The following is a 26,097-nucleotide window of genomic DNA, read 5'->3' as shown; positions in this document are numbered from 1 at the left end:
TTGATGCCCGCAGGAAGCAAGCAACTGTCAATAAATCTTACGGATGTAGGGCGCCTGGCATTGGCGAGGTGCGCGGGTGACTCCCGGTAAATTCTCTAACAATCTGTAAGATTGAGACTTTTTTCCTGTTCTCCAGGGATTGGCATCAATTATGCTTATTCCGGTCAGGGTAGCCTAATCGTCGTGTGACCCGCCGGGCGCTTGCCTCGTGGTTGTGTCAAGCGCCGTTTCGGTCCCTGCCTCTTTGTCCAATTCCTCAGGAGAACATGAAATGAACTACCAGAAACAATCCCGTCGTGGGACAAGCCTGCTGCCGGTCCTGGCGCTCTTGGGCCTTGGTTGCAGCGCTTCGGCCATGGCCGCCGACGTGACGCTGACCGGGACGATTCGCGATTTCTGTGCGCCGGGCATCGCCAACAGTTGTACGCAATTGTCGGACTTCGAAGGAGCCATCCCTGGCGTGGTCACTGGCATGGTGGCGTCAACCCTCAGCGGAGGCTTGCCGACCGCTGGTGCGAACATCGTCGCCGGTGCCTCTACGGCAGCGAACTTTGCCAAGTGGTACGTCGACACCCCGGGGTTCAATCTCTCGAAGCCGACCTCGCTTCTCCTGACCGAGGGGCCGGCGGGAACCTATACCTACAGCAACAACGCTTTCTTCCCGATCGACGGCCAGCTATACGGCGATCAGGGCCGCTCGCATAACTACCACTTCACCATGCAGCTCGAAGGACAGCTGGCGTTCAGCGATCCTGCCTTGGGACCGAACAAGAGCTTTACCTTTACCGGTGACGATGACCTCTGGGTGTTTGTCGACGGCAAGCTGGTCCTGGACCTTGGCGGCGTTCACGGTGCCGCAACCAAGAGCTTCACTGCGCAAGACTTGAAGAACCTGGGCCTGGTGGCCGGCACCCCTTACGACCTCGACATCTTCTTCGCCGAGCGGCACACCTCGCAGTCGAACTTCGCCATCACGACCACCCTGGATATCACGCCGCCGCCTGAGTTGCCCGAGCCGGGAACCTTGCTGCTTGCATTACCCGCCCTGGCCGCTCTCGTTGCCCGTCGTCGGCGCGTCGCGTAATCTGGCTGCGCGGTCGTCGCGATGTGCTCGCGGGGAGCGGGGAATGCTGTCCTCTTCCGTCAGTTGTGCCGCCGGATCCTGGGTCACGCCGCGCGGGGTGACCCAGGGTCTGTCTACTCCACGACGACAGCCGTGCCGCTCGCCGAAACCATGAGCATGCCGTTCTTCTCGCCGAGAACCTCGTAGTCGAGGTCCACGCCAACCACTGCGTTCGCTCCGAGTTCCTGCGCCCGTTCCTCGAGTTCCTTGAGCGCGATGTCGCGCGCGCGCTGCAGTTCCTTTTCGTAGGTGCCTGACCTGCCACCGACGAGATCGCGAATGCCGGCGAACATGTCCTTGAAGACATTGGCGCCGAGAATCGCCTCGCCGGCGACGAGGCCGTAATAGCGCGTGATGCGCTTGCCTTCGATGTTGGCAGTGGTGGTGATCAGCATGTCTGCTCCTTTGGGGTGGTGATGGGAAGAGTCGCGAAGGCTGCCTGAAAAACGATCCGGGCACGCGATCCGGGCAAGGGTCCGCGTTCGCTGTTCAGGACTGGCTGCTGACGCCGGCTGACTCGAAGCTGGCCATCTCGTTTAGGAAAGCGGCAGCGGCGCGCACCAGCGGCCAGGCGAGAGCGGCGCCGGTTCCCTCGCCGAGGCGCAAGCCGAGATCGAGCAGGGGTTCGGCATTCAGTGCGCGCAGTTGGGCCAGATGGCCGGGTTCGGCAGAGCGATGGCAGAAGACGCAGTAGTCGCAAATCGCAGGTGCGAGACGGGCGGCGACGAGCAGCGCCGAGGTGACGATGAAGCCATCGATCAGCAGCAGCAGGCCCCGCTCGGCAGCGGCGAGCATGGCGCCGCTCATCATCGCGATTTCGAAGCCGCCGAATTCGGCGAGTACGCTCAAGGCATCGGCATCGGGCGCAAGCGCCGCTCGCCGCGCAGCTTGCGCCAGCAGTGCCTGCTTGCGCGCCAGTCCGGCATCGTCGAGGCCGGTCCCTCGTCCGACGCAGTCCACCAATGGCGTGCCGGTCAGGCAATGGGTCAGCAGCGCGGCGGCGGCGGTATTGCCGATCCCCATCTCGCCGAAGCCGATCACCCGGCAGCCCTGTTCGGCCAGGGCGTGAACGATGGCCGCGCCACGGACCAGGGCGGCGTCGCGCTCGGCGCTGCTCATCGCGGCCTGTTCGAGGTAGCTGCGCGTCCCGAAAGCGATCTTGGCGTCGACGAGACCCTGGCGGGCGCCGAAGTCGTGCGCCACGCCGGCGTCGATCACCTGCAGTTCGAGGCCGTTCAGGCGGGCGAAGACGTTGATTGCCGCGCCACCGGAGAGGAAGTTCTCGACCATCTGCCAGGTCACCTCCTGTGGATAGGCCGAAACGCCGGCGCGGGCGGCACCGTGGTCGCCGGCGAAGACCAGCAGCCGAGGATGGTCGAGGCTTGGCGTCAGCGACTGCTGCACCTGGCCGATCTGCAGTGCCAGGCGTTCAAGCTGGCCGAGCGAACCGGGCGGCTTGGTCTTGCTGTCGATCCGGGCCTGCAGGCCTGGGACGGCAGCAGTTGGCTCGATGGAAAAGTGCATGCGGTGACCTGTCGGGGACAAAGGCGCCGATTATACCCATCACCGGCCATGCTAAGCTTCGCGGCATGCGAGAACTGATCATTGGCGGCGCGCGTTCGGGCAAGAGCCTGCTGGCCGAGCGCCGGGCGAGCGAGAGCGGACTGCACGTCGTTTATGTGGCGACCGCACAGGCGCTCGACGCCGAGATGTCAAGACGCATCGAACACCATCAGGCGCGGCGTTGTCGGGAGTGGGGACTGGTCGTCGAGCCGCTCGATCTGGCCGCTGCCTTGCGTCGACATGCGGCGCCCGAGGTCTGTCTGCTGGTTGACTGCCTGACGCTGTGGTTGTCGAATCTTCTGTTTGCCGGCGAAGCGGTCAGCCAGGCCGAAGCCGGGGAGCCGTTGCGCTGCCCGCGGCTGGCCGGTGCGACGCAGGCATTGATCGACCTTCTGCCGCAACTGCCGGGGCGGGTCATCCTGGTCTCGAACGAGGTCGGTTGGGGTATCGTGCCAATGGCGGCGGTCGCGCGGCTGTTTGCCGATGAGCAGGGGCGGCTGAACCAACGCGTGGCGGCGGTGTGCGAACGGGTGACGCTGGTGGCGGCGGGTCTGCCGCTCACGCTGAAGTAGTGTCGAGGTGCTCGGGCGGGGGCGATGAGTGCTATTCTTGCGGTTGTCTGACAACTTTGCCGAACGAGGATCCGAGAACTATGTACAAGCGAATCATGGTTGCCGTTGATGAGAGCTTCATGACCAGCCAGGTGATGAAGGCGGCGGTCGAACTCGCCAGGAGTACCGGTGCGCAAATGGCGATCTGCCATGCGGTCGACGAGACGATTCTGGCGCAGCGCGAAGTGGCGATGATGCTGCCGAACAGCGTCGGCAAGACCGAGGCCCGCATGCGCCTGGGTGCGCAGGGCCTTCTCGGCCGCCTGGCGGAAACGGCGCGCGCGGCCGGGATCGAGGTCGAAATCAGGCTCGTTGAATCGGAGCAGAAGCATGTATCGGACATGCTGATCGATGCGGCGACGGAATGGCAGGCCGATCTGCTGATTGTCGGCACGCATGGGCGACGTGGCATCGAGCGTTTCTTTGTCGGTAGCGTCGCCGAGCGCCTGGTCCGCAAGAGCCAGGTTTCGCTGCTGCTGGTGCGCGGCGAAGAGCCAGACGAATGAGCGATCGGCGGTTCCCCGGGTCAGCGCGGTCGCTGGCTGGGCCAGGAGCGCCGGCATTGCTGAACAAGTGCTGAATCGATCATCAGGCGATCGCTTGCGCCGGCAGCCACGCTGCCAGTGGGCGCAGATCGAGGTTCGCCTCGACGGCGTCGGCGAGTCGCTCGATATCCTGTTCGCGGCGCAGGCGCGCGTCGAAGTGCTGCGTCGGTCGGTGTCCGGCCCAGGCCAGCAAGGCCGACAGCGCTGACGGTGAATCGAACAGGCCATGGCAGTAGGTGGCGAGAATCTGGCCATCGTCGGACAGCGCGCCGTCCGCCTCGCCGGCGAGGATGGCCGCCGGCTTCAGCAGGGCCGCGCCGCGGGTGACGCCCATGTGGATGCGGTAACCGGCGACCGCCGGCGCTTCCGGCAGCAGCAGTTCACCGCTGACATTCTCCAGTCTTTTTTCGGTCGCCAGCTGCGTTTCATAATCCAGCCAGCCCAATCCCGGTGTGCTGCCTGCAGGCCCTTCCAGCCCCAGCGGATCGTGCAGCTGGCGGCCGAGCATCTGCAGGCCGCCGCAGATGCCGATCAGCTTGCCGCCGTAGCGCAGGTGGCGGCGGATGGCTTCCTCCCAGCCCTGAGCGCGTAGCCAGGCGAGATCGGCCTGCACCGCCTTTGATCCGGGCAGCACGATCAGATCACAGGGCGGTGGCCGGTCGGCTGGGCCGATGAAGCGAAAGTCGACTTCCGGGTGGAAACGCAGCGGGTCGAGATCGTTGTGATTCGAGATTCGCGGGTAGGCCGGCGCGATGACCCGCAGGCTGGTCGCCGCCTTTTCCTCCGCCTTGCGCGGCAGGGCGTCCTCGGCATCGAGATAGAGACCGTGCAGATAGGGCAGCACGCCCAGCACCGGCTTGCCGGTGCGCTCTTCCAGCCAGCGCAGGCCACTCTCGAGGAGAGCGATGTCGCCGCGAAAGCGGTTGATCACGAAGCCCTTGACGCGCGCCTGTTCGGAAGGCGAGAGGAGGTCGAGCGTGCCGCAAAAATGCGCGAAGACGCCGCCACGATCAATGTCGGCGATCAGGATGACCGGGCAATCAACCGCCTCGGCAAAACCCATGTTGGCGATGTCGCGGTCGCGCAGATTGATTTCGGCGGGGCTGCCGGCGCCTTCGACGAGCAGGCATTCGTACTGCGCACAGAGGCGCTGCCACGATTCGAGCACGGCCTTCATCGCGCGCGGCTTGTAGGCGTGGTAGTCGCAGGCATCGAAGTCGCGCAGCGCCTGGCCGTGAATGATCACCTGCGCCCGTCGGTCGGTTGCCGGTTTCAGCAGTACCGGATTGAAATCGGAGTGTGCCGGCAGCCCGGCGGCGAGCGCCTGCAGTGCCTGCGCGCGGCCGATCTCGCCACCATCGACGGTGACCGCCGAATTGAGCGCCATGTTCTGCGGCTTGAAGGGCGCAACGCGCACGCCGCGGCGGCGCAGGATGCGGCATAGTGCGGTCACCAGGATGCTCTTGCCAGCATCGGAAGTGCAGCCCTGGACCATCAGGCTGGGGGTGGGGGGCTCGTTCATCGTAGAATCCGGATTCGTTCAACCCGATTGTCGCATGCCCACTGTGCTTTCTTCACTCCCACTCGCTGCCGAAACGTCGACTGCGCTGATTCTGTCGCTGGCGGCGGTGACCGGTGCCGGCCTTGACCGGCTGCTCGGCGAGCCGCGGTGCTGGCATCCTCTGGTCGGTCTCGGTTTCCTTGCCGAGGCCTGCGAGCGGATCCTCAACACCGGTCAGCAGCGTCGCCTGCGCGGTTTGCTGGCTTGGTCGCTGCTCATCCTGCCCTGGCTGGCGCTGGCTCTCTGGGCGATCCCACCGGGTCTGCCTGGCGGGATCATCGACGCCATCCTGCTCTATCTGGCGCTGGGTGGTCGCAGCCTGGGCGAGCACGCCCGGCGCGTCGCCGACGATCTGGCACGCGGTGATCTGGTTGTGGCGCGCCAGCACGTCGGCTGGATGGTCTCGCGCCAGACCGAAGAACTCGATGCCGCCGGTGTCGCTGGCGCCTGCATCGAATCGACGCTGGAGAACGGCAACGATGCCATCTTCGGTGCGCTCTTCTGGTTCGCGCTGCTTGGCGGACCGGGCGCGGTTCTTTTCCGCCTGGCCAACACGCTCGACGCGATGTGGGGTTACCGCGACCAGCGCTTTGCCGACTTTGGCTGGGCTGCCGCGCGCCTCGACGACTTGCTGAATCTTGTCCCGGCGCGTCTCACCGCGCTGTCCTACGCCCTGTGCGGCAGCACGCGCACGGCGCTGCGCTGTTGGCGGCAGCAGGCGCCGCGCTGGAAGAGCCCGAACGCCGGTCCGGTGATGTCGGCCGGGGCCGGCAGCCTCGGCCTTGCCCTGGGTGGTCCAGCGGTCTACCACGGTCGCGTCGAGTCCCGACCGCCGCTCGGCGAAGGGCGATCGGCGTCTGCCGAGGACATAGGGCGGGCGCTGACGCTCGTTCGCCGCAGCCTGTGGCTGTGGCTGTCGGCACTGCTCTGCTGGGGACTGCTCCGTGCCTGACGAACATCTCACCGGCCGCGCGCTGCCGAACCGGCAGTTTCCGACGCACGGTCTGCCCGGCAGGCCGGCTGCGGGGCGGTGCCGCAACGCACTGGCGAACCGGATTCCCTGACATGCATTGCTCGCTCTTCAGGCAACTCCTCGTCGTCTGGTTGCTGGCTGCCGGCCAGCCGGTTCACGCCGAGGTCAGCGTCACCGACGATTCCGGTGCGATGATCCGCCTCGCGCAACCGGCGAAACGCATCGTCAGCCTGGCGCCGCATCTGACCGAGACGCTGTTCGCTGCCGGTGCCGGCGAGCGCATCGTCGGCACCGTCGAGTACAGCGAGTACCCCCCGGCGGCGAGCCGGATCACGCGTGTCGGGGGCTACTCCCGGATCGACCTCGAGCGAATCACGGCGCTGCGGCCAGACCTGATCGTTGCCTGGCAGAGCGGCAACGCCGCGGCGCACCTCGACCGCTTGCGCGGCCTGGGGATTCCGATCTACCTCTCGCAGCCCAATCAGATCGCCGACGTGGCCGGCGAGATCGAGCGCCTCGGGGCGCTGGCCGGCAGCGCAGCAGTCGCCAGGAGCGCCGCCGAAAGTTTTCGTCAGCGCCTGGCAGGCCTGCACAAGCGCTACGGCAGCCGGCCATCGGTCCGCACTTTCTACCAGATCTGGAAGCAGCCACTGATGACCGTTGGCGGCAGGCAGATCATCTCCGACGTCATCCACCTGTGCGGCGGCAACAACGTTTTCGGCCAGTTATCGACGATGGCGCCGACGGTGACGGTCGAAGCGGTCATTGCTGCCAACCCCGAGGCCATCGTCGCCAGCGGCATGGACGAGGCGCGCCCCGAGTGGCTCGATGACTGGCGGCGCTGGACCTCGATCACTGCCGTCGCCCGCGGCAACCTCTTTTTTGTGCCGCCCGACCTGATCCAGCGCCACACGCCGCGGTTGCTCGAGGGCGCCGAGCGCCTCTGCCAGCACCTCGAAACGGCGCGCAGCCGCCGGCCCGCTGAATGACCCCGGGTTGACCACGCTCTGATATGTACTACGGGGAGAAATTCAACGCGTGGACGCATCTGGTCGGCGCCGTTCTCGCCATCGCCGGCTCGATCGTCCTGGTGGTGCTCGCGGCGCTGGCTGGCGACCCGTGGAAGATCATCAGCGTCTCGATCTACAGTGCCACGCTGGTGCTGCTTTACAGCTTTTCCGCCCTGTACCACAGCTTTCGCGGGCGGGCCAAGGACATCCTGCGCAAGCTGGATCACCAGAGCATCTATCTGCTGATTGCCGGCAGCTACACGCCGTTCTGCCTGGTCACCTTGCGCGGTCCCTGGGGCTGGTCCCTGCTGGCGGTGGTGTGGGGGCTGGCCCTGGTCGGTGGTCTGCAGGAGCTGTGGCTGAAGAGCGAGGCGCGAGTCCTGTCGGTGGTCATTTACGTCGTGATGGGCTGGGTGGTGGTGGTGGCCATGGTGCCGCTGCTGCAGGCGCTCGGCACGGCGGGTTTCGCCTGGCTGGCCGTGGGCGGTGTGTTCTACACGACCGGGATCATCTTCTTTGCGCTTGACACCCGGCTCAGGCACGCGCATGGTATCTGGCACCTGTTCGTGCTGGCCGGCAGTGCGGCCCATTACTTCGCGATCCTGTTCTACGTCCTTTGACGCGCTGCCCTTCGGGCCGCGGCCGTCTCGGCCGGTTGCGGGAGACATCGCGCTGATCTGCGCCAGGGCTGCTACTATCGGCGGACAGGGCGAAATGCCGGATCCGATGCGAGCGGCGCAATACTTGACAGTGGAGATTGAGTTGGACGGTCAGTGGTTCGTCGAGTCCAAGATCCAGTTGGACAGTCAGTGGTTCCTTGAGTCCATTACCGCGGATGGGTCTCACGTCACCTACAACATCACCCACCTGCCGTTCCGCGTCGGGCGCGACAAAAGCAACGATCTGACGGTGGCCTCGTCCGACCTCAGCCGGCACCACGCCGTGCTCACGGCCGACATCAGCGGCCGTATCCGTCTGACCGACCTGAACAGCACCAATGGCAGCTCGGTAAACCGCGAGCGCGTCGAAGGCTCGTGCCTGCTCAAGGAGAACGACGTCGTGCATTTTGGCCCCGCCGAGTTTCGCGTGGGTATCCGCCGAGTGGAGCTTGCCCGCGTCGACGAGGCGCGCACCATGCTGGCGCCCCAGGATCTGGCTCTCTCGGAGCTTTTCGTGCCGAACGAGTCCCAGTTCTACGAACTGCTTGCCGGCCAGGGCATGTCCGGCGCAGCCCAGCCCATCGTCGAGGCAGCCAGCGGCCGGATCGTCGCCTACGAATTGCTCGGCCGGGCCAATCACCCCGGGCTGCCCGGTTCCCCGGCTCGCCTTTTTCAAATGGCCAGAGCCCTGGGGCGCGAGGAGGAGCTCAGCGAGGCTTTCCGCAACTTCAGCATCGACGCGCTGGCGCCCCGCCTGGAAGGTTTCACGCTGTTCGCCAACACGCACCCGAACGAAACGTTCAGCAAGGCGTTCCTTGCCTCGCTCGCCGATCTGCGGCGACGGATGCCGGGACTGGATCTGGTGATCGAGATCCACGAAACCGCGGTGACCGAGAGCAGACGTCTCGTCGAGTTTGCTGCGCGTTTGCGCGACATCGGCGTGCGCTTCGCCTACGACGATTTCGGTGCCGGCCAGGCCCGCTTGAGCGAACTCGGCGAGGCGCCGGCCCATTTCGTCAAGTTCGACATGGGCCTGGTGCACGACCTTCACCTGGCCAGCGAACGCAAGCGCCACGTCGTCCGCGACCTGGTCAAGCTGGTCCTGGAGCTTGGCTCGGTGCCGCTGGCCGAAGGGATCGAAAAGGAAGCCGAAGCGCAGATTTGCCGCGAGATGGGCTTCCAGCTCATCCAGGGCTTCCTGACCGGCAAGCCACTGCCACTAGATCAGCTCCCGGCCTAGCCTAGCCGGGACCTGGGCCGATTCACCTGGCCCGCTCCGGCCGCAGAGAAGTCCCTGCCGCCGGGAGGCGTCTGGAATTGGCCGCAAAAACCTGCCAGCAATCAATCGGCCAGCCGGGTGATCTTGTTGCCCTGCAGGCCAATGCCGGCCATCAGGCCCTTCTGGCTGAAGATGAAGGCGTAGATGTCGTCCTTGGCGGTCGTCGTGGTCAGCGACTTGCCCATGCCCTGGTCCACCACCACCACGCTGGGACCAACACCGACTTCGAAGCCATCATTCTGATTCAGAGCATTCAATGACTTCTCATTCATGAAGAACATGGCATAGCCAAATTGCTGGGCGCCGGCCTGCAGTCCGTACGAAGCGCCGGCGGTGTTGTAGTATCCGGCTGCCTGACCGCCCCTGAAGAGCACGCCGTCTCCGTACTGGCCGCCGACGACGAGACCGGCCTTGGTGATCTTTGGAAACACGAGGACGGCGACCGCATCCCTGGACAAGGCTTTTGCCCCAGTGACCCGGGTGATCAGCTTCTGATAGGCACTGTGCGCATCCCGTTCGAGCGCTGCACGGTCCGCCGCGATGGCGTTTGCCGAGCCCACCAGGGCTGCGATGACAGCAAGCAGGAACAGCCGGGATGCTTGAGCAACTTGCGAAAAGACGGTCTTGTGCATGTGGTTACCTGCGAATGGTTGTTATGAGGGGGAAGGGTTGGCCGGATTCGGTCGCCAAGCCATGGTAAGCGAAAACCTGCCGGGTCGGGAGAAACCGCGCTTGGTCACCGGTCTCCTGATTTGCGGGATGGCCGTCTGCCAGTACTCGCCAGACAGGCGACGCTATAATGATGTGAGGCACGCGCGAGGCGCGGTCCATTGCCAAGAACGCCATCACCATCATCCCAGTGAGCAGATCATGAGTTCGGAAATCCTCCAGAATCATTGCTTCGACGAAATCAACATCGGCGACACCGCGACCATCACGCATACCCTGACCTTGCGCGACGTGCAGCTTTTCGCGGCTGTTTCCGGCGACATCAGCCCGACCCAGCTCGACAGCGAACTCGACCGACAGCTTGGTCCGTCCGACCTTGGCGCACAAAGCATGTGGCTGGGCGCCCAGGTTTCGGGACTGCTCGGCAACCAGCTTCCCGGTCCGGGAACGGTACACTCGGGGCAGGATCTGGAGTTCCTGGCACCGGTGCCGATTGGCGAGAAGGTGACGATCTCGATCACCGCCACCGCCAGGGATGCGGCAAGCCGGCGGGTCACTTTCGACTGCCGCGGCCTTAACGCCCGCGGCGAGACGATCATGACCGGCACGGCGCGGGTCATCGCGCCACAGGTCAAGATTCGCATGGAACGTCCGGACGCGGCACAGGTGTCGATTCAGAGCCACGACAACTTCGAGCGTTTCGTCGAACGCTGTCAGCAACTGCCACCGGTGCCGGTCGCGGTGGCGCATCCCTGTGACGAGTCGTCGCTCGCTGCTGCCCTGGCGGCGAAACGCGAGGGGTTGATCGAGCCGATCCTGGTTGGACCGCTGGCCAGGCTGCGAGCGGTCGCCGAGCAGGCCGGCCTCGACCTCGCCGGCGTGCAGATCGAGGACGTGCCGCACAGTCATGCCGCCGCATTCCGGGCGGTCGAACTGGTTCGCCGCGGCAAGGCGACGGCGTTGATGAAGGGCAGCCTGCACACCGACGAACTGATGGCCGAAGTCGTCAGCCGTGAAACCGGGCTGCGCACCGAGCGGCGGATCACGCACGCCTTCCTGATGGACGTGCCGACTTATCACAAGCCGCTGATCGTCACCGACGCGGCGATCAACATCGCCCCCGACCTCGACACCAAGCGCGACATCTGTCAGAACGCGATCGATCTGGCACACGTGCTGGGCATCGAACGGCCGAAGGTGGCGATCATCTGCGCCGTCGAGTCGATCAATTCGCGCATGGTCTGCACCACCGACGCCGCCTCGCTGTGCAAGATGGCAGACCGTGGCCAGATCAGCGGCGCGATTCTCGATGGCCCGCTGGCGCTCGACAACGCGATCAGCAAGGAAGCGGCACGCATCAAGAAGATCGACTCGGCGGTCGCCGGTGATCCGGATATCGTCGTCGTTCCCGATCTCGCCGCCGGCAACATCCTTGCCAAGCAACTGACTTTCATGAGCAATGCCGATGGCGCCGGCGTCGTCCTCGGCGCGCGGGTGCCGATCATCCTCACCAGCCGCGCCGACAACCGGCGCACCAAGCTCGCCTCGTGCGCGGTCGCCGTCCTGATGGCCACCGCCGCGGCGGCTCAGTCCCCGATCAAGGCAGGAGCGTGAGATGGAAAAGCTGATTCTGGTCCTCAATGCCGGCTCGTCGAGCCTCAAGTTCTCGCTGTTTGCAGTGCCTGCGGCGGGGGAGATGCGCGCCGTCGCGGTCGGCCAGATCGAGGGGCTCGGCACCGCGCCGCGTCTCAAGGTCAAGGATGGCGCCGGCGAGCGGATTGCCGACGAGCAGTGGGACAAGAGCGAGGTCAGCGGCCATGCGCAGGCGCTGCAGCGGATCGCCGGACTGTTGCGCTCGCGTTTCCAGGGCAGCGTGCTGGCTGGTGTCGGTCACCGCGTCGTGCATGGCGGCCCGGACTATGCGGCCCCCCTGCTGGTGACGCCGGAGGCGATGCGCCGCCTCGAGGACTTCATACCGCTGGCGCCGCTGCATCAGCCGCACAACCTGGCGGCAATCCGTGCCGTGCAGGAGGTGCAACCGGAGCTGCCGCAGGTCGCCTGTTTCGACACCGCCTTCCACCAGACGCAGGAGCGGGTCGCGCAGTTCTACGGTCTGCCTTACGAATATTTCGAGCGGGGCGTGCGCCGCTACGGCTTCCACGGACTCTCGTACGAGTACATCGCCGCCGCCCTGCCAGGTGTCGCGCCAGCCGTGGCGGGCGGGCGGGTGGTCGTCGCCCACCTCGGTAGCGGCGCCAGCATGTGCGCGATGCACGCGGGCCGCAGCGTCGGCAGCTCGATGGGCTTTACCGCGCTCGACGGCCTGCTGATGGGGACCCGCCCGGGCAACATGGATCCTGGCATCGTCCTCTACCTGCTGCAGCAGGAGGGAATGAGCGCCAAGCAGATCGAGGATCTGCTCTACAAGCGCTCCGGCCTGCTCGGCCTGTCCGGCATCGGCAACGACATGCGGGTGCTGCTGGCCAGCGAGGAACCGCGCGCCCGGCTGGCGATCGACCACTTCGTGTACCGCATCAGCCGTGAACTCGGCGCGCTCGCCGCCGTGCTCGGCGGCCTTGATGCGCTGGTATTCACCGCCGGGATTGGCGAAAACAGCGCGCGTATCCGGCAACTCGTTTGCGAGAAGGCGCGCTGGCTCGGCATCGAGATCGACGAGGTGGCCAACGAACTGGCCGGCCCGCGCATCAGCAGCGCCGGCAGCCGGACCTCGGCGTGGGTGGTGCCGACCAACGAAGAGCTGATGATCGCCCGCCATACGCGCCAGCTGCTGGCCCTGTAAGTTCCGCGCCTGGCGGGAAGTCGCTTCAGCCGACGACGTGGTAGCCGCCGTCGATGTGCATCGTCTGGCCGGTGATGAGCTTCGCGTAGTCGGAAGCGAGGAAGGCGGTCGCCATGCCGACATCCTCGATGGTGGCCAGCATGTGGCTCGGGGCGCGCTTCGCGGCGATGTCCATCAACTCGTCGAAGCGATCGATGCCGCTGGCGGCGCGGGTCCTGATCGGGCCAGGCGAGATCGGGTGCACCCGAATCCCTTTCGCTCCCAGTTCGGCGGCGAGGTAACGTGCCGACGCCTCGAGTGCGGCCTTGACCGGGCCCATGAGGTTGTAGCGATCGACCACCTTCTCGGCGCCGTAGTAGCTCATGGTGAACAACGAGCCGCCATCCTTCATCAGTGGCTCGGCAAGTTTGGCCATGCGGATGAACGAGTGGCAAGAGACGTCCATGGCCATCAGGAAGCCGTCGCGCGAACAGTCGGTGACGCGGCCGTGCAGATCGTCGCGTGGCGCGAAGGCGATCGAGTGCAGGGCGATGTCGAGGTGGCCCCAGGTTTTCTCGATCGCTGCGAAAACCGCTTCGAGCTGTCCGGGGATGCGTACGTCGCAGGGGAGATACAGCGCCGGGTCGACGCCCAGGTGGTCGGCGAGTGCCTGGGTGTACGGCTTGCTCTTTTCGTTGAGGTAGGTCATCGCGACGCTCGCGCCGAGCGCGCGGAACGCGAGCGCGCAGCCGTAGGCGATGGACTGGCTGTTGGCGATTCCAATCACCAGCGCCTTCTTGCCGTCGAGCGCGCCGGCCGGACCTTTCACCTTCTCCGCGAGGTCGCGAAAGAAGGCCTCGGTTGGGCTGAGTTGTCTTGTGTCGAGTGCGGTCATGTGTTGCTTCCCTCATCAGGTGGTCGGATTCAGTTGATCGGATCGGGCGGTGGCTGCCGGACGATGCGTCACGGCCGATCGTTGCGTTTGCGCATCGCAACCCTGCCTGAAGGCTGTCCTGGCGTGCCACCCGTTTGCTCTTCCTCGGCCAGGAAACGCTCGTTCGCCGTCCAAGCATTGTACAGCAGGCGCCCAGAGCCCAGCTTGTCGGCCAGCCGCGAGCGTCGCACCCCTTCGAGCACGCCCGGGTTGAGCCCGACCAGCCACAGCGCCGGCGTCGGTTCGCTGGCGCGGTTCTCCCACTCCAAGAGCAGTTGCCGTGCCGACAACCCGATATCGGTATCCTCACCTTGCAGGCGCCTGGACTCGCGGGTAGAGTGAGAACTACGTTGCGAGGGCGGCCCGTGTCCATTTCGCCAGGATCAATTCGTATCGAGTTTGCGGAGATCTCCAGGATGAAGATTGCCATTGTTGGCGGGGCTCGAGGCTAGATCCACGATTCGCAGAAGCCGAAGGAACAGCCTACGAGAAAGGCGTTCAGGCAGGTCAGTCGCAGCGGAAGAAGCAGTCGCGCCGGTGCGGTGGCGATTGATCTGCTGAACGATAAGGTGCTCGGCAAGCGACATGATCGGCTGCGCGTCGTTCTCCCACAGGACTGGCCGCCGGCGGTGAGTGGCTTTACCATGAGGTGGCCAGTACCTTCCATTGGAGGAAGAGGAAATGGGTATTCTCGACTGGTTCAAGAACCGCGCTGGTCAATTCGACCCTGATCGCGCCTCTGACGAATTGGTTCGCTGGGCGGTCGAAAAGGCGATCACGCTGACCAATCCAAGGCTCAAGCTGCTTTCAAACTGCCACAAACGCCTGACACCTGCGGTCGAGACCACGATCGCCTTCCTGCGCGCGCAGGTCCAGGCACTGCCGCCCGTGCGACCGGTCTCGTCGACAGTCTGGTCTTCCGACCCGGCCTTGCGGGCATTTTTCGTCGCACCGTCGGATATCCCCACGGTCCTTGGCCGCTCGGACAATCTGCGCACGCTGTTCGACAGGTTCCCGGAAATTGACGAGGCTTACCTGGTCCTGGGCATGGCGTTCAACGAGCAGCGTGTTTTCGGCATGGCGCTGCACGGGAACATGGTACAGCGCGATGTGGCCCAGACGAGTGTCAGTTTCTCGGACCACAAAGCGCGCATTTGCGACCGCGATCAGGTGCTGTTGCGCCGTGTCATTGGTGTCGAGGTTTTCGAATATCTGGTCGCCCACGCCTTGGCCGAGATGGGCGCCGAGCGTGTGGAACGGCAGGAACTGGAGGGGAATCGTTCGCTGATTCGGGCGCGTCTGCGCTTGCTGCAACAACACGGACCAGGCCTTGGGTCAATGTTCGGCGAGGCCCCGGCGGCGCCAAGCGAACAGGCCAGACTGGAGGCTGCGCTGCTGGAAAACGAGCGACAGCTGGAAGCGATCGGGGGTGGTGAGTCGGTGCTGGAGGCGGAACTCGAATGTCTGCAGGAGATCCTCGCGAACCCGCACCGTTATCTGCGCATCGAGCCGAGGCAATTGCGGCTCAGCCCGATGAACCTTGTGCTTGACGAAAGCAGCACCGATCCGGCTGCCAGCGTCGATTTTGCCCTTGCGCACCTCAGTGGTTCGCCGCCGATGCGCAGGGCGTTCGTGCTGGCGCGGGTCGCGCGCACGGAACTGCCGTCGGTGCAAAAAATCAATTTTGATGACGCGACGCGTTACCTCTGAGCCGTTGACCGCAGGTCGCTGGCGAGCATTCTTGTCGCGGCGAACGAACGCGATTCATTAGGCGGAAGAGGAGCGGAACGGGAGGAAGCTTCGATGCCATGGTTCAACGAATTGGCCGAGACAGTCGGCTTGACGTTCGACGGAATCGGGGTGCTGGTGATTGTCCTCGGCACCCTGGTCGCCACGGCTCGCCTGGCTGTCCATCGTCGCCAGGGGGCTGACCCCTACCGCCAGTTCCGGCAGGACATCGGGCGAGGAATCCTGCTTGGGCTGGAGTTTCTGGTCGCTGCCGACATCATCCGCACCGTGGCGGTGACGCCGACACTCGAAGGTGTCCTCGTCCTGGGCCTGATCGTCCTGATCCGGACCTTCCTGAGCACCGCCTTGCAGGTCGAACTGGAAGGCCGCTGGCCCTGGCAGCGGGCGGCCGAGACCACTTCGCCGAGCAGCGAAAGCCAGGCACGGTGTTCATGAGCATCGCCGCATACCCGGTCCGCAGCAACGTCCGGGCCGGTCACCAACCGATCCTTCCAGGAGACAAGTCATGCCTCATTCCAGTCATCCCATCGCCTCCTCGCTGCGCGCCTCTGACACCGGGAAGGTCGTCTCCGCGCGCGACGCGGTGCGTTTGATTCAGGACGGCGACACCGTGGCCACCAGTGGTTTCGTCGGCATCGGTTTCGCCGAGAACATCGCCATCGCCCTTGAAGATCTGTTCCTTGAAAGAGAGAGCGAAGACCCGCATGGGCTTGGTCACCCGCGTGACCTGACGCTGGTGTACGCGGCCGGGCAGGGCGACGGCAAGGAACGCGGGCTCAACCACCTGGGTCACGATGGGCTGGTCGGTCGTGTCATCGGCGGGCACTGGGGGCTGGTACCGAAACTGCAGCAGCTGGCCGTGGCCAATCGCGTCAAGGCCTACAACCTGCCGCAAGGGGTGATCGCCCACCTCTTTCGTGACATTGCCGCCGGCAAGCCCGGGACGATTACCCGCGTCGGTCTCGGCACCTTTGTCGATCCACGCTTTGGCGGCGGCAAGCTGAACCCGATGACGACGGACGATATCGTTCGCCTGATGGAGATCGACGGCGAGGAGTATCTTTTCTACAAGGCTTTCCCGATCAATGTCGGCATCATCCGCGGCACGACCGCCGATCCGGATGGCAACGTGACCATGGAGAGGGAGGCGCTGACGCTGGAAGCGCAGGCGATCGCGATGGCGGCCAGGAACTCGGGCGGTATCGTCATCGTCCAGGTCGAGCGGATCGCTGAACGCGGCACGCTCAACCCGCGACAGGTCAAGGTGCCGGGCATTCTGGTCGATTGCGTGGTGGTGGCCGAAAAACCCGAGTATCACATGCAGACCTTCGGCGAGCAGTACAGCCCCGCTTTCGCCGGCGAGATCCGGGTGCCGATGTCGGCGATTCCGGCGATGCCGATGAGCGAGCGCAAGATCATCGTGCGGCGGGCGGCGCTGGAGCTGCGGTCGAATGCGGTGGTCAATCTCGGCATCGGCATGCCGGAAGGGGTGGCCAGCATCGCCGCCGAGGAGCAGATCGCCGACCTCATGACGATGACCGCCGAACCCGGCGTGATCGGCGGCATTCCAGCCGGTGGGCTCAACTTCGGTGCTGCGACCAATGCTCAGGCGATCATTGATCAGCCGAACCAGTTCGATTTCTACGACGGTGGCGGTCTCGATCTCGCCTTTCTTGGCCTGGCCCAGGCCGACAAGCAGGGTAACCTGAATGTCTCGAAGTTCGGCCCACGCCTGGCCGGCGCCGGTGGCTTCATCAACATTTCGCAGAATGCCAAGAAGGTGGTCTTTGTCGGTACGTTCACCGCCGGTAACCTGGAAATAGCGCTCGAGGATGGGAAGCTGCGCATTGTTCAGGACGGCAAGGCCAGAAAATTCGTACAGGAGGTCGAACACCGCACTTTCAGCGGTCCCGAAGCGCACCGGCGGGGGATGCCGGTGCTATACATCACCGAACGCTGTGTATTTCGGTTGTGCGCCGAGGGACTCGAACTGATTGAAATCGCGCCCGGCATCGACCTGCAGACAGACATCCTCGACCGGATGGATTTCGTGCCGGTGATGCGCACGCCGCCGATGCTGATGGACAGCCGGATTTTCCGGGAAGAGCCGATGAAACTACGGCCGCAGATGCTCGAGATGCCGCTGGCCGAACGCCTTTCCTACGACGCCGGGAAGAACGTTCTCTTCCTCAACTTCGAGGGCCTGAGCATCCGCAGCCAGGATGAGATCGCACGCGTGCGGCAGGCGGTCGTCGAGAGGCTCGCACCGCTCGGGCACAAGGTGTACGCGATCGTCAATTACGATCGCTTTTCGATCCTGCCCGAACTGGTCGACGACTACATCGACATGGTCAAGGGACTGATGGAAACCTGCTACCACGATGTGACGCGGTTTACCTCGAATACCTTTCTTCGCGCCCGACTCGGCGAGGCGCTGGAAAAGCGGAGAATCTCCGCGCACAGCTACGCAACTGCGGCCGAGGCCGAAGCGAACCTCGGTCGACAGTGATCCGTTGTGCATCCGTACGGGGAAATGCCGGTCGAGCGATCAGCTGGCCGGCTTTCCTTCACCCAGGCCGTGAAGGTGGCTGAGGCCACTGGCGCGGCGACTCTTTCCGGCACCCTGCCATGCAACGACTCCTCGCCCTCATCGGTCCCTTGCCGTTCATCGCCCTGGCAATTGCCGCGGCCGGCCTTTCCCTGGGCACGGCCGTGTGGCTGTTTGACGAAATCCTGGCGCCGATGCTGGCGACGCTTTCGTCGGCCTGGCGCTATCCGCTGACCGGCCTCGCCCTGGCCAGCAGTTACTTCGCCTATGGCCTGACCCTGCTGCTGGTGGCGCCGCTGCTGAACCTGCTTCTCGGCGGCCGGCTGCAGCCCTATCGGGGTTCGGCGGTATCGCTGATGGCCCTTCGCTGGTATGTCCATTGCACGCTGACGCTGGTGGTTCGTTACTCTTTCCTTGAGTTCGTGACGCCTTCGCCTTTTGCGCAACTCTATTACCGCCTGATGGGTATGAAGATCGGGCGCAACGTGACCATCAATTCGACCGCCATTGCCGATCCATCGCTGATTGAAATGGCCGACGGGGTAACCATTGGCGGCTCGGCCAGCGTCATGGCGCATTACGCGCAGGGTGGCTATCTGGTGATTGCGCCGGTCAGGCTCGGGAGCGGCGCCACCATCGGCCTGCGCGCGATTGTCATGGGTGGCGTCGAAGTCGGTGAAAAGGCCAGGGTGCTGGCGGGTTCCTTCGTCCTGCCCAATACCCGTATTCCTGCCGGTGAAACCTGGGCCGGGATTCCCGCACGGCGGGTGGATCTGGAGCGGGGCGAGGCGTCACCCGGCAACCGTGTCGGCGCCAGCTGAGTGATGGCCGACCTGCCGTCCTGGGAAGCCATCGCCTGGCGACTGGCGGTAATTGCCGGTGGTCTGGTGGCCTGGTTCTGCACTCAACGTCTGATCGGCGAGCGCCATCTCAATGGCGATGGCATCTACGACCACCTGCACCGGCTCACCGCGGGGAGCAACGCCTGGCTGCACGAGCATCCGGGCGCTGCCCGAACGGCTTTGATCGTCAGTTCGCTGGGGGTCGATGCGGTGACCCTGTTCGTTCTCGTTTATGCGGTGTTCGGGCCGAGCTTCAGTCCGTTCTGGGGCCTGCTCTGCCTTTTTGCCTTGCGCCAGTTGAGCCAGGCGCTCGTCGCCCTGCCACCGCCGTCGGGGATCATCTGGCGTCATCCGGGTTTTCCCTCTCTCTTCGTCACCTATGCCGTCGGCAACGATTTCTTCTTCTCCGGGCATACCGCGCTGGCCGTCTATGGCGCCATCCAGATCGCCGTCCTCGGCATCGACGCGTTGACCGTGGTCGGGGCGCTGCTGGCCGTTTTGCAGATGGTTCTGGTGATCGTGCTGCGGGCGCACTGGACGCTGGACGTACTGGCGGGGCTGTTCGCCGCACTGTTGGTCGGTGCGGTCTTCTGGCCGGGGTAAATCCGATACTCGTCCGGGTAGCTTGCAAGACGCTGCCATTTCTGATATTTAGTCGTCTTTTTTTCAAACAGGAAACAGGATCTCCGAATATGGCTGAAGAGTCGCTTTACAAGCATTTCACTCCCTACGTACCGCGAGTGGGCGAGGAGTACATGAACAGCGATCAGCTGGATCATTTTCGCGGCATCCTGGAAGCTCTGAAACTCCAGTTGATGGAAGACATTGAGCGCACAGTGCATACCATGAAGGATGAAGCGACGGTCTTCGCTGATCCCAACGATCGGGCGAGTCAGGAAACCGATATCGCGATCGAGCTGCGCAACCGCGACCGAGAGCGCAAGCTGATCAAGAAGATCGAGGAAACCATCGCGCGCATCGACAGTGGCGACTACGGCTACTGTGCCGCCTGTGGTGTCGAGATCGGCATCAAGCGTCTGGAAGCGCGGCCAACGGCGATGCTCTGCATCGACTGCAAGACGCTTGAGGAGGTGCGCGAAAAGCAGATCGCCAAGTAGTCCGGTTGCGGCCGAGCAGGCCTCGTTTCCAGGCTGCGGAACAAAAAAAGGACGCCACGGCGTCCTTTTTTGGCTGTTGTCGAGCCTCTCTGACGGGGAACTAAGCCGGGGTGGCAACAGCACCGCCCTCTTCAGCCGTCAGCGCTTTCATCGACAGGCGCACGCGACCCTTTTCGTCGGCTTCGAGGACCTTGACGCGTACTTTCTGGCCTTCCTTGAGGTAATCGGCAACGGCGTTGACGCGTTCGTTGGCAATCTGCGAAATGTGCAACAGACCATCGCGGCCGGGCAGGATGCTGACGATGGCGCCGAAGTCAAGCAACTTGAGAACCGTTCCATCATAGACCTTGCCAACCTCGACATCAGCGGTAATCGATTCGATCCGGGCTCGGGCCGCATCGGCGGCGTCACCGCTGACGGAAGCAATGGTAATCGTGCCATCGTCCTTGATGTCGATCGTCGTGCCGGTTTCCTCCGTGATGGCGCGAATCACAGCCCCGCCCTTGCCGATCACGTCGCGAATCTTCTCGGGGTTGATCTTCATCGTGTAGAGGCGGGGGGCGTAGCTCGATACCTCTTCCCGGTGTCCGGACATCGAATTCTGCATCTGGTGCAGGATGTGCAGGCGGGCTTCGCCGGCCTGGGCCAGCGCGACCTGCATGATCTCACGGGTGATCCCCTGGATCTTGATGTCCATCTGCAGCGCGGTAACGCCTGACTCGGTCCCGGCAACCTTGAAGTCCATGTCGCCGAGGTGATCCTCGTCGCCGAGGATGTCGGTCAGCACGGCAACGCGATTGCCTTCCTTGATCAAACCCATGGCGATGCCAGCCACGTGCGCCTTGAGCGGCACACCGGCATCCATCAGTGCCAGCGAGGCGCCGCAGACGCTGGCCATCGAGCTGGAGCCGTTCGATTCGGTGATCTCGGAGACGACGCGGATGGTGTAGGAGAAGTCCTCGGCCGACGGCAGGACGCCAAGCAAGGCTCGCTTGGCCAGCCGGCCATGTCCGATCTCACGCCGCTTCGGCGTGCCGACGCGGCCGCATTCACCGGTTGCGTAGGGTGGAAAGTTATAGTGCAGCATGAAGCGTTCGCGGTACTCGCCGGACAGCGCGTCGATGATCTGCTCGTCACGCCCGGTACCAAGTGTGGCGACGACAATGGCCTGCGTCTCGCCCCGGGTGAACAGGGCCGAACCATGCGCCCGTGGCAGCACGCCCGAGCGGATGGCGATCGGCCTGACGGTGCGCGTGTCGCGACCGTCGATGCGTGGCTCGCCGGCGAGGATGCGGCCGCGGACGATGCGCGCTTCGACGTCGTCGACCATCTTGCGTACCGCGCTGGCGTCGGGAGCGTCATCGTCGGCGGTCATGGCTTCGACCGCGTAGGCGGTAATCTCCTTGATTCGCTGGCTGCGCAATTGCTTGCTGGTGATCCGGTAAGCCTCCTGCAGTTCAGCTTCAACCAGTTGATTGACCTTGCCGTGCACGGCTTCGTTTCTGGCGGCCGGGGCCCAGTCCCATTCCGGCTTGCCGGCCTCGTCGGCAAGTTCGTTGATCGCGTCGATCGCCGTCTGCATCTGCTGGTGCCCGAAAACAACGGCGCCGAGCATGACTTCCTCGGACAGTTCCATGGCTTCCGATTCAACCATCAGCACGGCTGCCTGGGTACCCGCGACCACCAGGTTGAGCTGACTCGATACCAGCTGGGTGGCGCTTGGATTGAGGACGTACTGGCCGTCGATGTAGCCGACGCGCGCGGCGCCGATCGGCCCGTCAAAGGGGATACCGGAGATTGCCAGCGCTGCCGAGGCACCGATCAAGGCCGGGATGTCGGGATCAATTTCCGGGTTGAGCGACATCACCATTGCGACGATCTGGACTTCGTGGTGGAAGCCTTCCGGGAATAGCGGGCGCAGAGGGCGGTCGATCAGGCGCGAGGTCAGCGTTTCCTTCTCCGAGGGACGGCCCTCGCGCTTGAAGAAGCCGCCGGGAATCCGCCCGGCAGCGTAGGTTTTCTCTATGTAATCAACGGTCAGGGGAAAGAAGTCCTGCCCGGGCTTTGCTGTCTTGTTGCCAACCACACTGACCAGTACGACCGTGTCGTTCATCGAGACGATGACAGCCCCGCCAGCCTGGCGCGCGATTTCGCCGGTTTCGAGTGCCACCTGATGGGCGCCGTAGGCGAAGCTTTTCTTGACGATATTAAACATTGTTCCCTTTCTCAATAGTCTGGCGCGTGCCTGCCCACGACTCCGGCAGACAATTCAACCGACGCGCCCATTTGCTAACCAAGCCGCAGCAGCAGAAACAGCGGCGCAGCCCGCGAGGGGCTGGCCGCTGACGGCTTTTCCAGTGGCCTGCATTTGCCGACCGCAGCGCGGTTCGGTCAGCAGGCTTATTTGCGCAGGCCGAGACGCTGAATCAGGGTGCGGTACGAGTCAACGTTGGTGCGCTTCAGGTAGTCCAGCAACTTGCGGCGACGGCTGACCATGCGCAACAGGCCGCGACGCGAGTGGTTGTCCTTTTTGTGTTCCTTGAAATGGCCGGTCAGTTCATTAATGCGTGCGGTCAGCAGGGCCACCTGGACCTCGGAAGACCCGGTATCACCCGCCGCACGCTGGTAATCGGTCATGATCTGCGCTTTTTTCGCAACATCTATCGCCATGTCAAACTCTCTTTCCTTGGGAGCGGCGCCGCCCCGGTTTGATAGAGCCAGCGCCCGGTTGATCAATGTGTTTATTCGCTCGGCGAAGCGAGCCGGCGATTGTAACTGCTGCCCGAGCGGTCAGCAAGCAGCAACGGGATCTGGTTATGGCGCCGGGGCTTGCGAGCGGCTCCGTGGCGACACTGGAGGGTCTGCAAGTTCCCTGCTTTTCAGGCGAAGCCGGGCAGCCAGCCGCTCTCGGGGCGTGTCGTGACGGCTTCAAGCTTGCCTTGAAAAAGGGCTTCGATAACCGGTGGTTCCCGCCAGCGTTCATTGAGGAAGGTCAGCCCGACGTCTTCGACCAGGGCGCCCTTCCAGTAGTGGTTGGCGATTTCATCAAGCGTCGACAGGCTGAGGCTATGCGGCAATCGCAGGTAGTCGAGCCAGCTCGAATCGTGAAATGAACACACGTAAGCGCCCTGGCTGCGCGCACGGGCTAGCGCCTTGCCAAACACACGCGCCGGATGCTTTATGCGGAAGGTTTCGGCGTCAACGCGTGTCGCGAAGAGCAGCAGGGCGTGCAGTCGGCTCGGGAATTGCTGGTAGAGGCGTTGGCGGAAGTACTCCAGGTGATACTCGGCAAAGTAGTTCTGAACGGTCGTGAACTGGTCCTCAGGCAGCGATTGACCAAAGGGGTTGCCGATCAGGATGTCCCAGCCCGGTAACTCGGCATCCTCGTCCAGCCAGGCGTACAACTCAAGTGTGGCACTGTCCTTGAGCAGGTGGTCCATGCGTTCTTGCCGGGCAGAGTGGCGTTCTGTGACCGGCTGGCCGCTCAGCGGCTACGGCCAAACTTTTCGACCAGCTGGTCGAGCTTCTCGGCGCGTTGGCGGGCCAGCACCTCGGCTTCGCGCTGTGCCTTGCGTTGTTCCGCCTGCTTCCGGATCCGTTCCTGGATCAGTTCTGACGCATGTTTGCGGTGCTCTGCCGGGATTTCGTCGGTCTCCTGGCCATCGAGATCGAGGCGTACAGTTGCGCAGGTCATCGCTTTCAGGTACCGCAGCGAGTGCGTATGCATCCCCAGTGCGATACGCAGAGCCTTGCGATCGACGCCGGGCAGCCGGCCCAGGAGTTGCTTGTCAATGCCGATGGCCAGTGGCAGGCAGTCACGGAAGACCGGAAAGGCCTCCTGCAACTCCTTCAGGAGTTGGCGGGCGTTGTGGGCCGGCACGGGGCTGGCGGTGGCTGTGGTCATGAGTAGTGGCGCGGAAAAGGGTAAAGCGGCGTTATCATCCGGACCGGCGGAGCGGCCCGATCTGCAATGTGCTGGTGTGCCTGCTATCCGGTCGCTGCCAGGGGTCCCACCGGGAGGTCAGAAATGAATCCCGCGCATCATCTGCGAGAAGGCAACCTGGTCAGCCGTTTGCTGGGCTGGCTCCTGCTGCTTGTGCGCCGCGGCACTGGAGTCGGGGAACATCCGGAAAGACGTATTCATCGTTATCTGCGCAACCTTTGGCGTCACCGAGTGCAGCAGGGCGCCGAAAATGCCCAGTCGCGTGGCGATCCGTACCGGCTTGTGGATGATCGCCTCGACCACCAGATCGGCCGCATCTTCCGGGGACAGCGTCGGCACCTGATCGTAAAGCTTGGTCGGCGCGATCATCGGGGTCTTCACCAGCGGCATGTTGATGGTCGTGAATTCGATGCCGCGGTCGGCAAACTCCGACGCGGCGCAGCGTGCCCAGGCGTCCATCGCCGCCTTTGAGGCGACGTAGGCCGAGAAGCGCGGCGCATTGGTCAGGACGCCGATTGACGAGATATTGATCACGTGCCCCTTGCGCTTGGCAATCATGGCCGGCAGGAAGCCCATCGTCAACCGCAGCGCACCGAAATAGTTGACTTCCATCGTCCGCTCGAAGTCGTGGAAGCGATCGAAGGAGTTTTCGATGCCGCGGCGAATCGAGCGACCGGCGTTGTTGACCAGGATGTCCACACCGCCATGCTCTTCGTTCATGAACTTGACGAAGGCTTCGCACTGCTGTGTGTCGGCCACGTCGACGGCGTGCGTGATCAGGCGCAGGCCGGCTGACTCGAATTCCTTGCGGACTGCTTCCAGCGCCTGCGCATCGCGAGCGATGGTGACGGCAATTGCTCCGGCCTCGGCCAGCTTGCGAATGGTGGCCTTGCCGATACCGGAGGAGCCGCCGGTGACCAGTACGACCTTGCCTTCGACCTGGCCGCGCAGGGTGCGATCGATGAACAGATCGGGGTCGAGGTGACGTTCCCAGTAATCCCACAAGCGCCAGGCGTAGCTGTCGAGCGGGGGCACCGCGATGCCGCTGCCTTTGAGGGCGCGCTGCGTCTCCCGGCAGTCGAAGCGGGTCGGGTAGTTGACGAAGTCGAGGATGTCGTCGGGCAGGCCAAGATCCTTCATCACGGCGCTGCGGATGCGGCGAACCGGCGTCAGGGCGAACATCGCCTTGCGCATCGAGCGCGGAATGAAACCGAGCAGGGCGGCGTTGATGCGCAACGCCATTTCGGGCGCGTGCGCCGCACGCGCGAAGGTGTTGAGCAGATCGCCGACGCGCATCGGTGTCGGATCGGTCAGGTGGAAGCAGTTGCCGTCCTCATTCTCGAGGTGCGCAATATGGTCCATGGCGGCGACGACGAAGTCGACCGGGACAACGTTGATTCGCCCGCCTTCAATGCCGATCGTCGGCATCCAGGAGGGGAACATCCGGCGCATTTTCTGGATCAGCTTGAAGAAGTAGTAGGGGCCGTCGATCTTGTCCATTTCGCCGGTGCGCGAGTCGCCGACAACGATCGCCGGGCGGAAGATGCGCCAGGGAATCCTGCACTCCTTGCGGACGATGCCCTCGGAATCATGCTTGGTGCGGAAGTAGGGGTTGTCGAGGTTTTCCGCTTCGTCGAACATGTCTTCACGAAACAGTCCTTCGAAGAGGCCGGCAGAAGCAATTGAACTGACCAGGTGGAAATGTCCGGCACCGATTTCCTCGGCCAGCCTCACGGTATTGCGCGTGCCGTCGACGTTGGCACGCTGCTGGTCTTCGGCGCTCGCCTTGAGGTCATAGATTGCGGCGAGGTGAAAGAAGTGCTCGATCTTGCCCTTCAGCTTGCGGATGTCTGCTTTTGAAACGCCCAGTTCAGCCTGCGTGAGGTCGCCGACGATCGGGATGGCGCGGCTGGCTTCACAACCCCAGTACTCGTACAGATCCTGCAGGTGTGACTGCTCAACTGCGCGTGTCAAGAAATAGACGGTCGCTTCGGGCCTTGCCAACAGTTTGGCGACAAGCCGCTTGCCGATGAAACCCGTAGCGCCGGTAACGAAGTAATTCATTGTTCTCTCCCATGGTCCTTGTTTGCAGGACTGCCGTCGTCTAGAGACCGTTGCCAGGGTCTTTAGTGTGCGTCCTCTAGATATTGTCACTAGACTGGCTTCTTAGGGCAAGCAAAAAACTTGTTGA

26 protein-coding genes are annotated in these 26,097 nt (G+C 63.9%); 15 read left to right on the top strand and 11 right to left on the bottom strand.

Features of this window, described 5'->3' with window-relative positions:
• Positions 1–271 precede the first annotated feature (271 nt).
• The gene (locus tag V5B44_RS17670) at positions 272–1,084 is read left to right on the top strand and encodes a fibro-slime domain-containing protein (RefSeq protein ID WP_332360308.1); all 813 of its coding nucleotides are present in this window, start codon (positions 272–274) and stop codon (positions 1,082–1,084) included.
• A 113-nt stretch (positions 1,085–1,197) separates the two neighbouring features.
• Here the strand turns inward: V5B44_RS17670 and V5B44_RS17665 are convergent, their stop codons facing one another.
• Together V5B44_RS17665 and cobT are read right to left on the bottom strand one after the other, a co-directional pair.
• On the bottom strand, positions 1,198–1,518 hold the full coding sequence (locus V5B44_RS17665; protein WP_332360307.1) for a heavy metal-binding domain-containing protein: 321 nt from the start codon (positions 1,516–1,518) through the stop codon (positions 1,198–1,200).
• A gap of 94 nt (positions 1,519–1,612) precedes the next feature.
• Positions 1,613–2,647 (bottom strand): nicotinate-nucleotide--dimethylbenzimidazole phosphoribosyltransferase, encoded by a 1,035-nt coding sequence (cobT, locus tag V5B44_RS17660; protein ID WP_332360306.1) that lies wholly within the window; start codon positions 2,645–2,647, stop codon positions 1,613–1,615.
• Positions 2,648–2,712: 65 nt separating this feature from the next.
• Here cobT and cobU point away from each other — a divergent pair, with 65 nt between their 5' ends.
• Both cobU and V5B44_RS17650 read left to right on the top strand, forming a co-directional pair.
• Positions 2,713–3,258: a bifunctional adenosylcobinamide kinase/adenosylcobinamide-phosphate guanylyltransferase gene (gene cobU, locus V5B44_RS17655; RefSeq protein ID WP_332360305.1), complete on the top strand. Its 546-nt coding sequence runs from the start codon at positions 2,713–2,715 to the stop codon at positions 3,256–3,258.
• Between the two features lie 80 nt (positions 3,259–3,338).
• Entirely contained in the window at positions 3,339–3,803 is a 465-nt protein-coding gene (locus tag V5B44_RS17650) for a universal stress protein (protein ID WP_332360304.1), read from the top strand.
• 82 nt (positions 3,804–3,885) lie between these two features.
• On the opposite strand, the gene V5B44_RS17645 is transcribed toward V5B44_RS17650, so the two are convergent.
• Positions 3,886–5,364, bottom strand: a complete 1,479-nt coding sequence (locus V5B44_RS17645) for a cobyric acid synthase (protein ID WP_332360303.1) — start codon at positions 5,362–5,364, stop codon at positions 3,886–3,888.
• Between the two features lie 34 nt (positions 5,365–5,398).
• Here V5B44_RS17645 and cbiB point away from each other — a divergent pair, with 34 nt between their 5' ends.
• From cbiB to V5B44_RS17625, 4 genes are all read left to right on the top strand, one after another.
• Complete coding sequence (cbiB, locus tag V5B44_RS17640) at positions 5,399–6,355, top strand: adenosylcobinamide-phosphate synthase CbiB (protein ID WP_332360302.1); 957 nt, start codon at positions 5,399–5,401, stop codon at positions 6,353–6,355.
• A gap of 113 nt (positions 6,356–6,468) precedes the next feature.
• Positions 6,469–7,365, top strand: a complete 897-nt coding sequence (locus V5B44_RS17635) for a cobalamin-binding protein (RefSeq protein ID WP_332360301.1) — start codon at positions 6,469–6,471, stop codon at positions 7,363–7,365.
• 23 nt (positions 7,366–7,388) lie between these two features.
• Positions 7,389–8,006: a PAQR family membrane homeostasis protein TrhA gene (gene trhA, locus V5B44_RS17630; RefSeq protein WP_332360300.1), complete on the top strand. Its 618-nt coding sequence runs from the start codon at positions 7,389–7,391 to the stop codon at positions 8,004–8,006.
• Between the two features lie 142 nt (positions 8,007–8,148).
• Positions 8,149–9,285, top strand: a complete 1,137-nt coding sequence (locus V5B44_RS17625; protein WP_332360299.1) for an EAL domain-containing protein — start codon at positions 8,149–8,151, stop codon at positions 9,283–9,285.
• Positions 9,286–9,386: 101 nt separating this feature from the next.
• On the opposite strand, the gene V5B44_RS17620 is transcribed toward V5B44_RS17625, so the two are convergent.
• Entirely contained in the window at positions 9,387–9,956 is a 570-nt protein-coding gene (locus V5B44_RS17620) for a lipid-binding SYLF domain-containing protein (protein ID WP_332360298.1), read from the bottom strand.
• 238 nt (positions 9,957–10,194) lie between these two features.
• Here V5B44_RS17620 and V5B44_RS17615 point away from each other — a divergent pair, with 238 nt between their 5' ends.
• Complete coding sequence (locus V5B44_RS17615; RefSeq protein WP_332360297.1) at positions 10,195–11,607, top strand: bifunctional enoyl-CoA hydratase/phosphate acetyltransferase; 1,413 nt, start codon at positions 10,195–10,197, stop codon at positions 11,605–11,607.
• A 1-nt stretch (position 11,608) separates the two neighbouring features.
• A complete protein-coding gene (locus V5B44_RS17610; protein ID WP_332360296.1) occupies positions 11,609–12,793 on the top strand; it encodes an acetate/propionate family kinase in 1,185 nt (394 codons plus the stop codon).
• Positions 12,794–12,818: 25 nt separating this feature from the next.
• Here the strand turns inward: V5B44_RS17610 and fabI are convergent, their stop codons facing one another.
• Positions 12,819–13,667, bottom strand: coding sequence for an enoyl-ACP reductase FabI (fabI, locus tag V5B44_RS17605; protein WP_332360295.1), 849 nt, complete (start codon positions 13,665–13,667; stop codon positions 12,819–12,821).
• Positions 13,668–13,735: 68 nt separating this feature from the next.
• Complete coding sequence (locus V5B44_RS17600) at positions 13,736–13,996, bottom strand: hypothetical protein (protein WP_332360294.1); 261 nt, start codon at positions 13,994–13,996, stop codon at positions 13,736–13,738.
• A gap of 391 nt (positions 13,997–14,387) precedes the next feature.
• Between V5B44_RS17600 and V5B44_RS17595 the strand changes: the two genes are divergently transcribed.
• The 6 genes from V5B44_RS17595 to dksA all read left to right on the top strand — a co-directional run bounded on the left by V5B44_RS17595 (position 14,388) and on the right by dksA (position 19,963).
• Positions 14,388–15,416, top strand: coding sequence for a hypothetical protein (locus V5B44_RS17595; protein WP_332360293.1), 1,029 nt, complete (start codon positions 14,388–14,390; stop codon positions 15,414–15,416).
• 93 nt (positions 15,417–15,509) lie between these two features.
• Entirely contained in the window at positions 15,510–15,890 is a 381-nt protein-coding gene (locus V5B44_RS17590; protein WP_332360292.1) for a DUF1622 domain-containing protein, read from the top strand.
• Positions 15,891–15,960: 70 nt separating this feature from the next.
• Positions 15,961–17,964: an acyl CoA:acetate/3-ketoacid CoA transferase gene (locus V5B44_RS17585; RefSeq protein ID WP_332360291.1), complete on the top strand. Its 2,004-nt coding sequence runs from the start codon at positions 15,961–15,963 to the stop codon at positions 17,962–17,964.
• 119 nt (positions 17,965–18,083) lie between these two features.
• Positions 18,084–18,824: a hypothetical protein gene (locus tag V5B44_RS17580; protein WP_332360290.1), complete on the top strand. Its 741-nt coding sequence runs from the start codon at positions 18,084–18,086 to the stop codon at positions 18,822–18,824.
• Positions 18,825–18,827: 3 nt separating this feature from the next.
• Complete coding sequence (locus V5B44_RS17575; protein WP_332360289.1) at positions 18,828–19,448, top strand: phosphatase PAP2-related protein; 621 nt, start codon at positions 18,828–18,830, stop codon at positions 19,446–19,448.
• An 89-nt stretch (positions 19,449–19,537) separates the two neighbouring features.
• Entirely contained in the window at positions 19,538–19,963 is a 426-nt protein-coding gene (gene dksA / locus V5B44_RS17570; RefSeq protein ID WP_332360288.1) for an RNA polymerase-binding protein DksA, read from the top strand.
• A 100-nt stretch (positions 19,964–20,063) separates the two neighbouring features.
• On the opposite strand, the gene pnp is transcribed toward dksA, so the two are convergent.
• From pnp to V5B44_RS17545, 5 genes are all read right to left on the bottom strand, one after another.
• Positions 20,064–22,178, bottom strand: a complete 2,115-nt coding sequence (pnp, locus tag V5B44_RS17565; RefSeq protein ID WP_332360287.1) for a polyribonucleotide nucleotidyltransferase — start codon at positions 22,176–22,178, stop codon at positions 20,064–20,066.
• Between the two features lie 185 nt (positions 22,179–22,363).
• Positions 22,364–22,633 carry a 30S ribosomal protein S15 gene (gene rpsO, locus V5B44_RS17560; RefSeq protein ID WP_287631874.1) on the bottom strand — a complete coding sequence of 90 codons (270 nt, stop codon included), beginning with the start codon at positions 22,631–22,633 and terminating at the stop codon, positions 22,364–22,366.
• Between the two features lie 209 nt (positions 22,634–22,842).
• Positions 22,843–23,403, bottom strand: a complete 561-nt coding sequence (locus V5B44_RS17555) for a hypothetical protein (protein WP_332360286.1) — start codon at positions 23,401–23,403, stop codon at positions 22,843–22,845.
• Between the two features lie 44 nt (positions 23,404–23,447).
• Positions 23,448–23,867: a ProQ/FinO family protein gene (locus V5B44_RS17550; RefSeq protein WP_332360285.1), complete on the bottom strand. Its 420-nt coding sequence runs from the start codon at positions 23,865–23,867 to the stop codon at positions 23,448–23,450.
• Between the two features lie 117 nt (positions 23,868–23,984).
• Positions 23,985–25,970, bottom strand: coding sequence for an SDR family oxidoreductase (locus V5B44_RS17545; RefSeq protein WP_332360284.1), 1,986 nt, complete (start codon positions 25,968–25,970; stop codon positions 23,985–23,987).
• Positions 25,971–26,097 lie beyond the last annotated feature (127 nt).

The organism is Candidatus Accumulibacter necessarius, from assembly GCF_036625085.1.
Note: the sequence above shows the minus strand (reverse complement) of the source record. Positions and strands in the feature narration are given on the sequence as shown.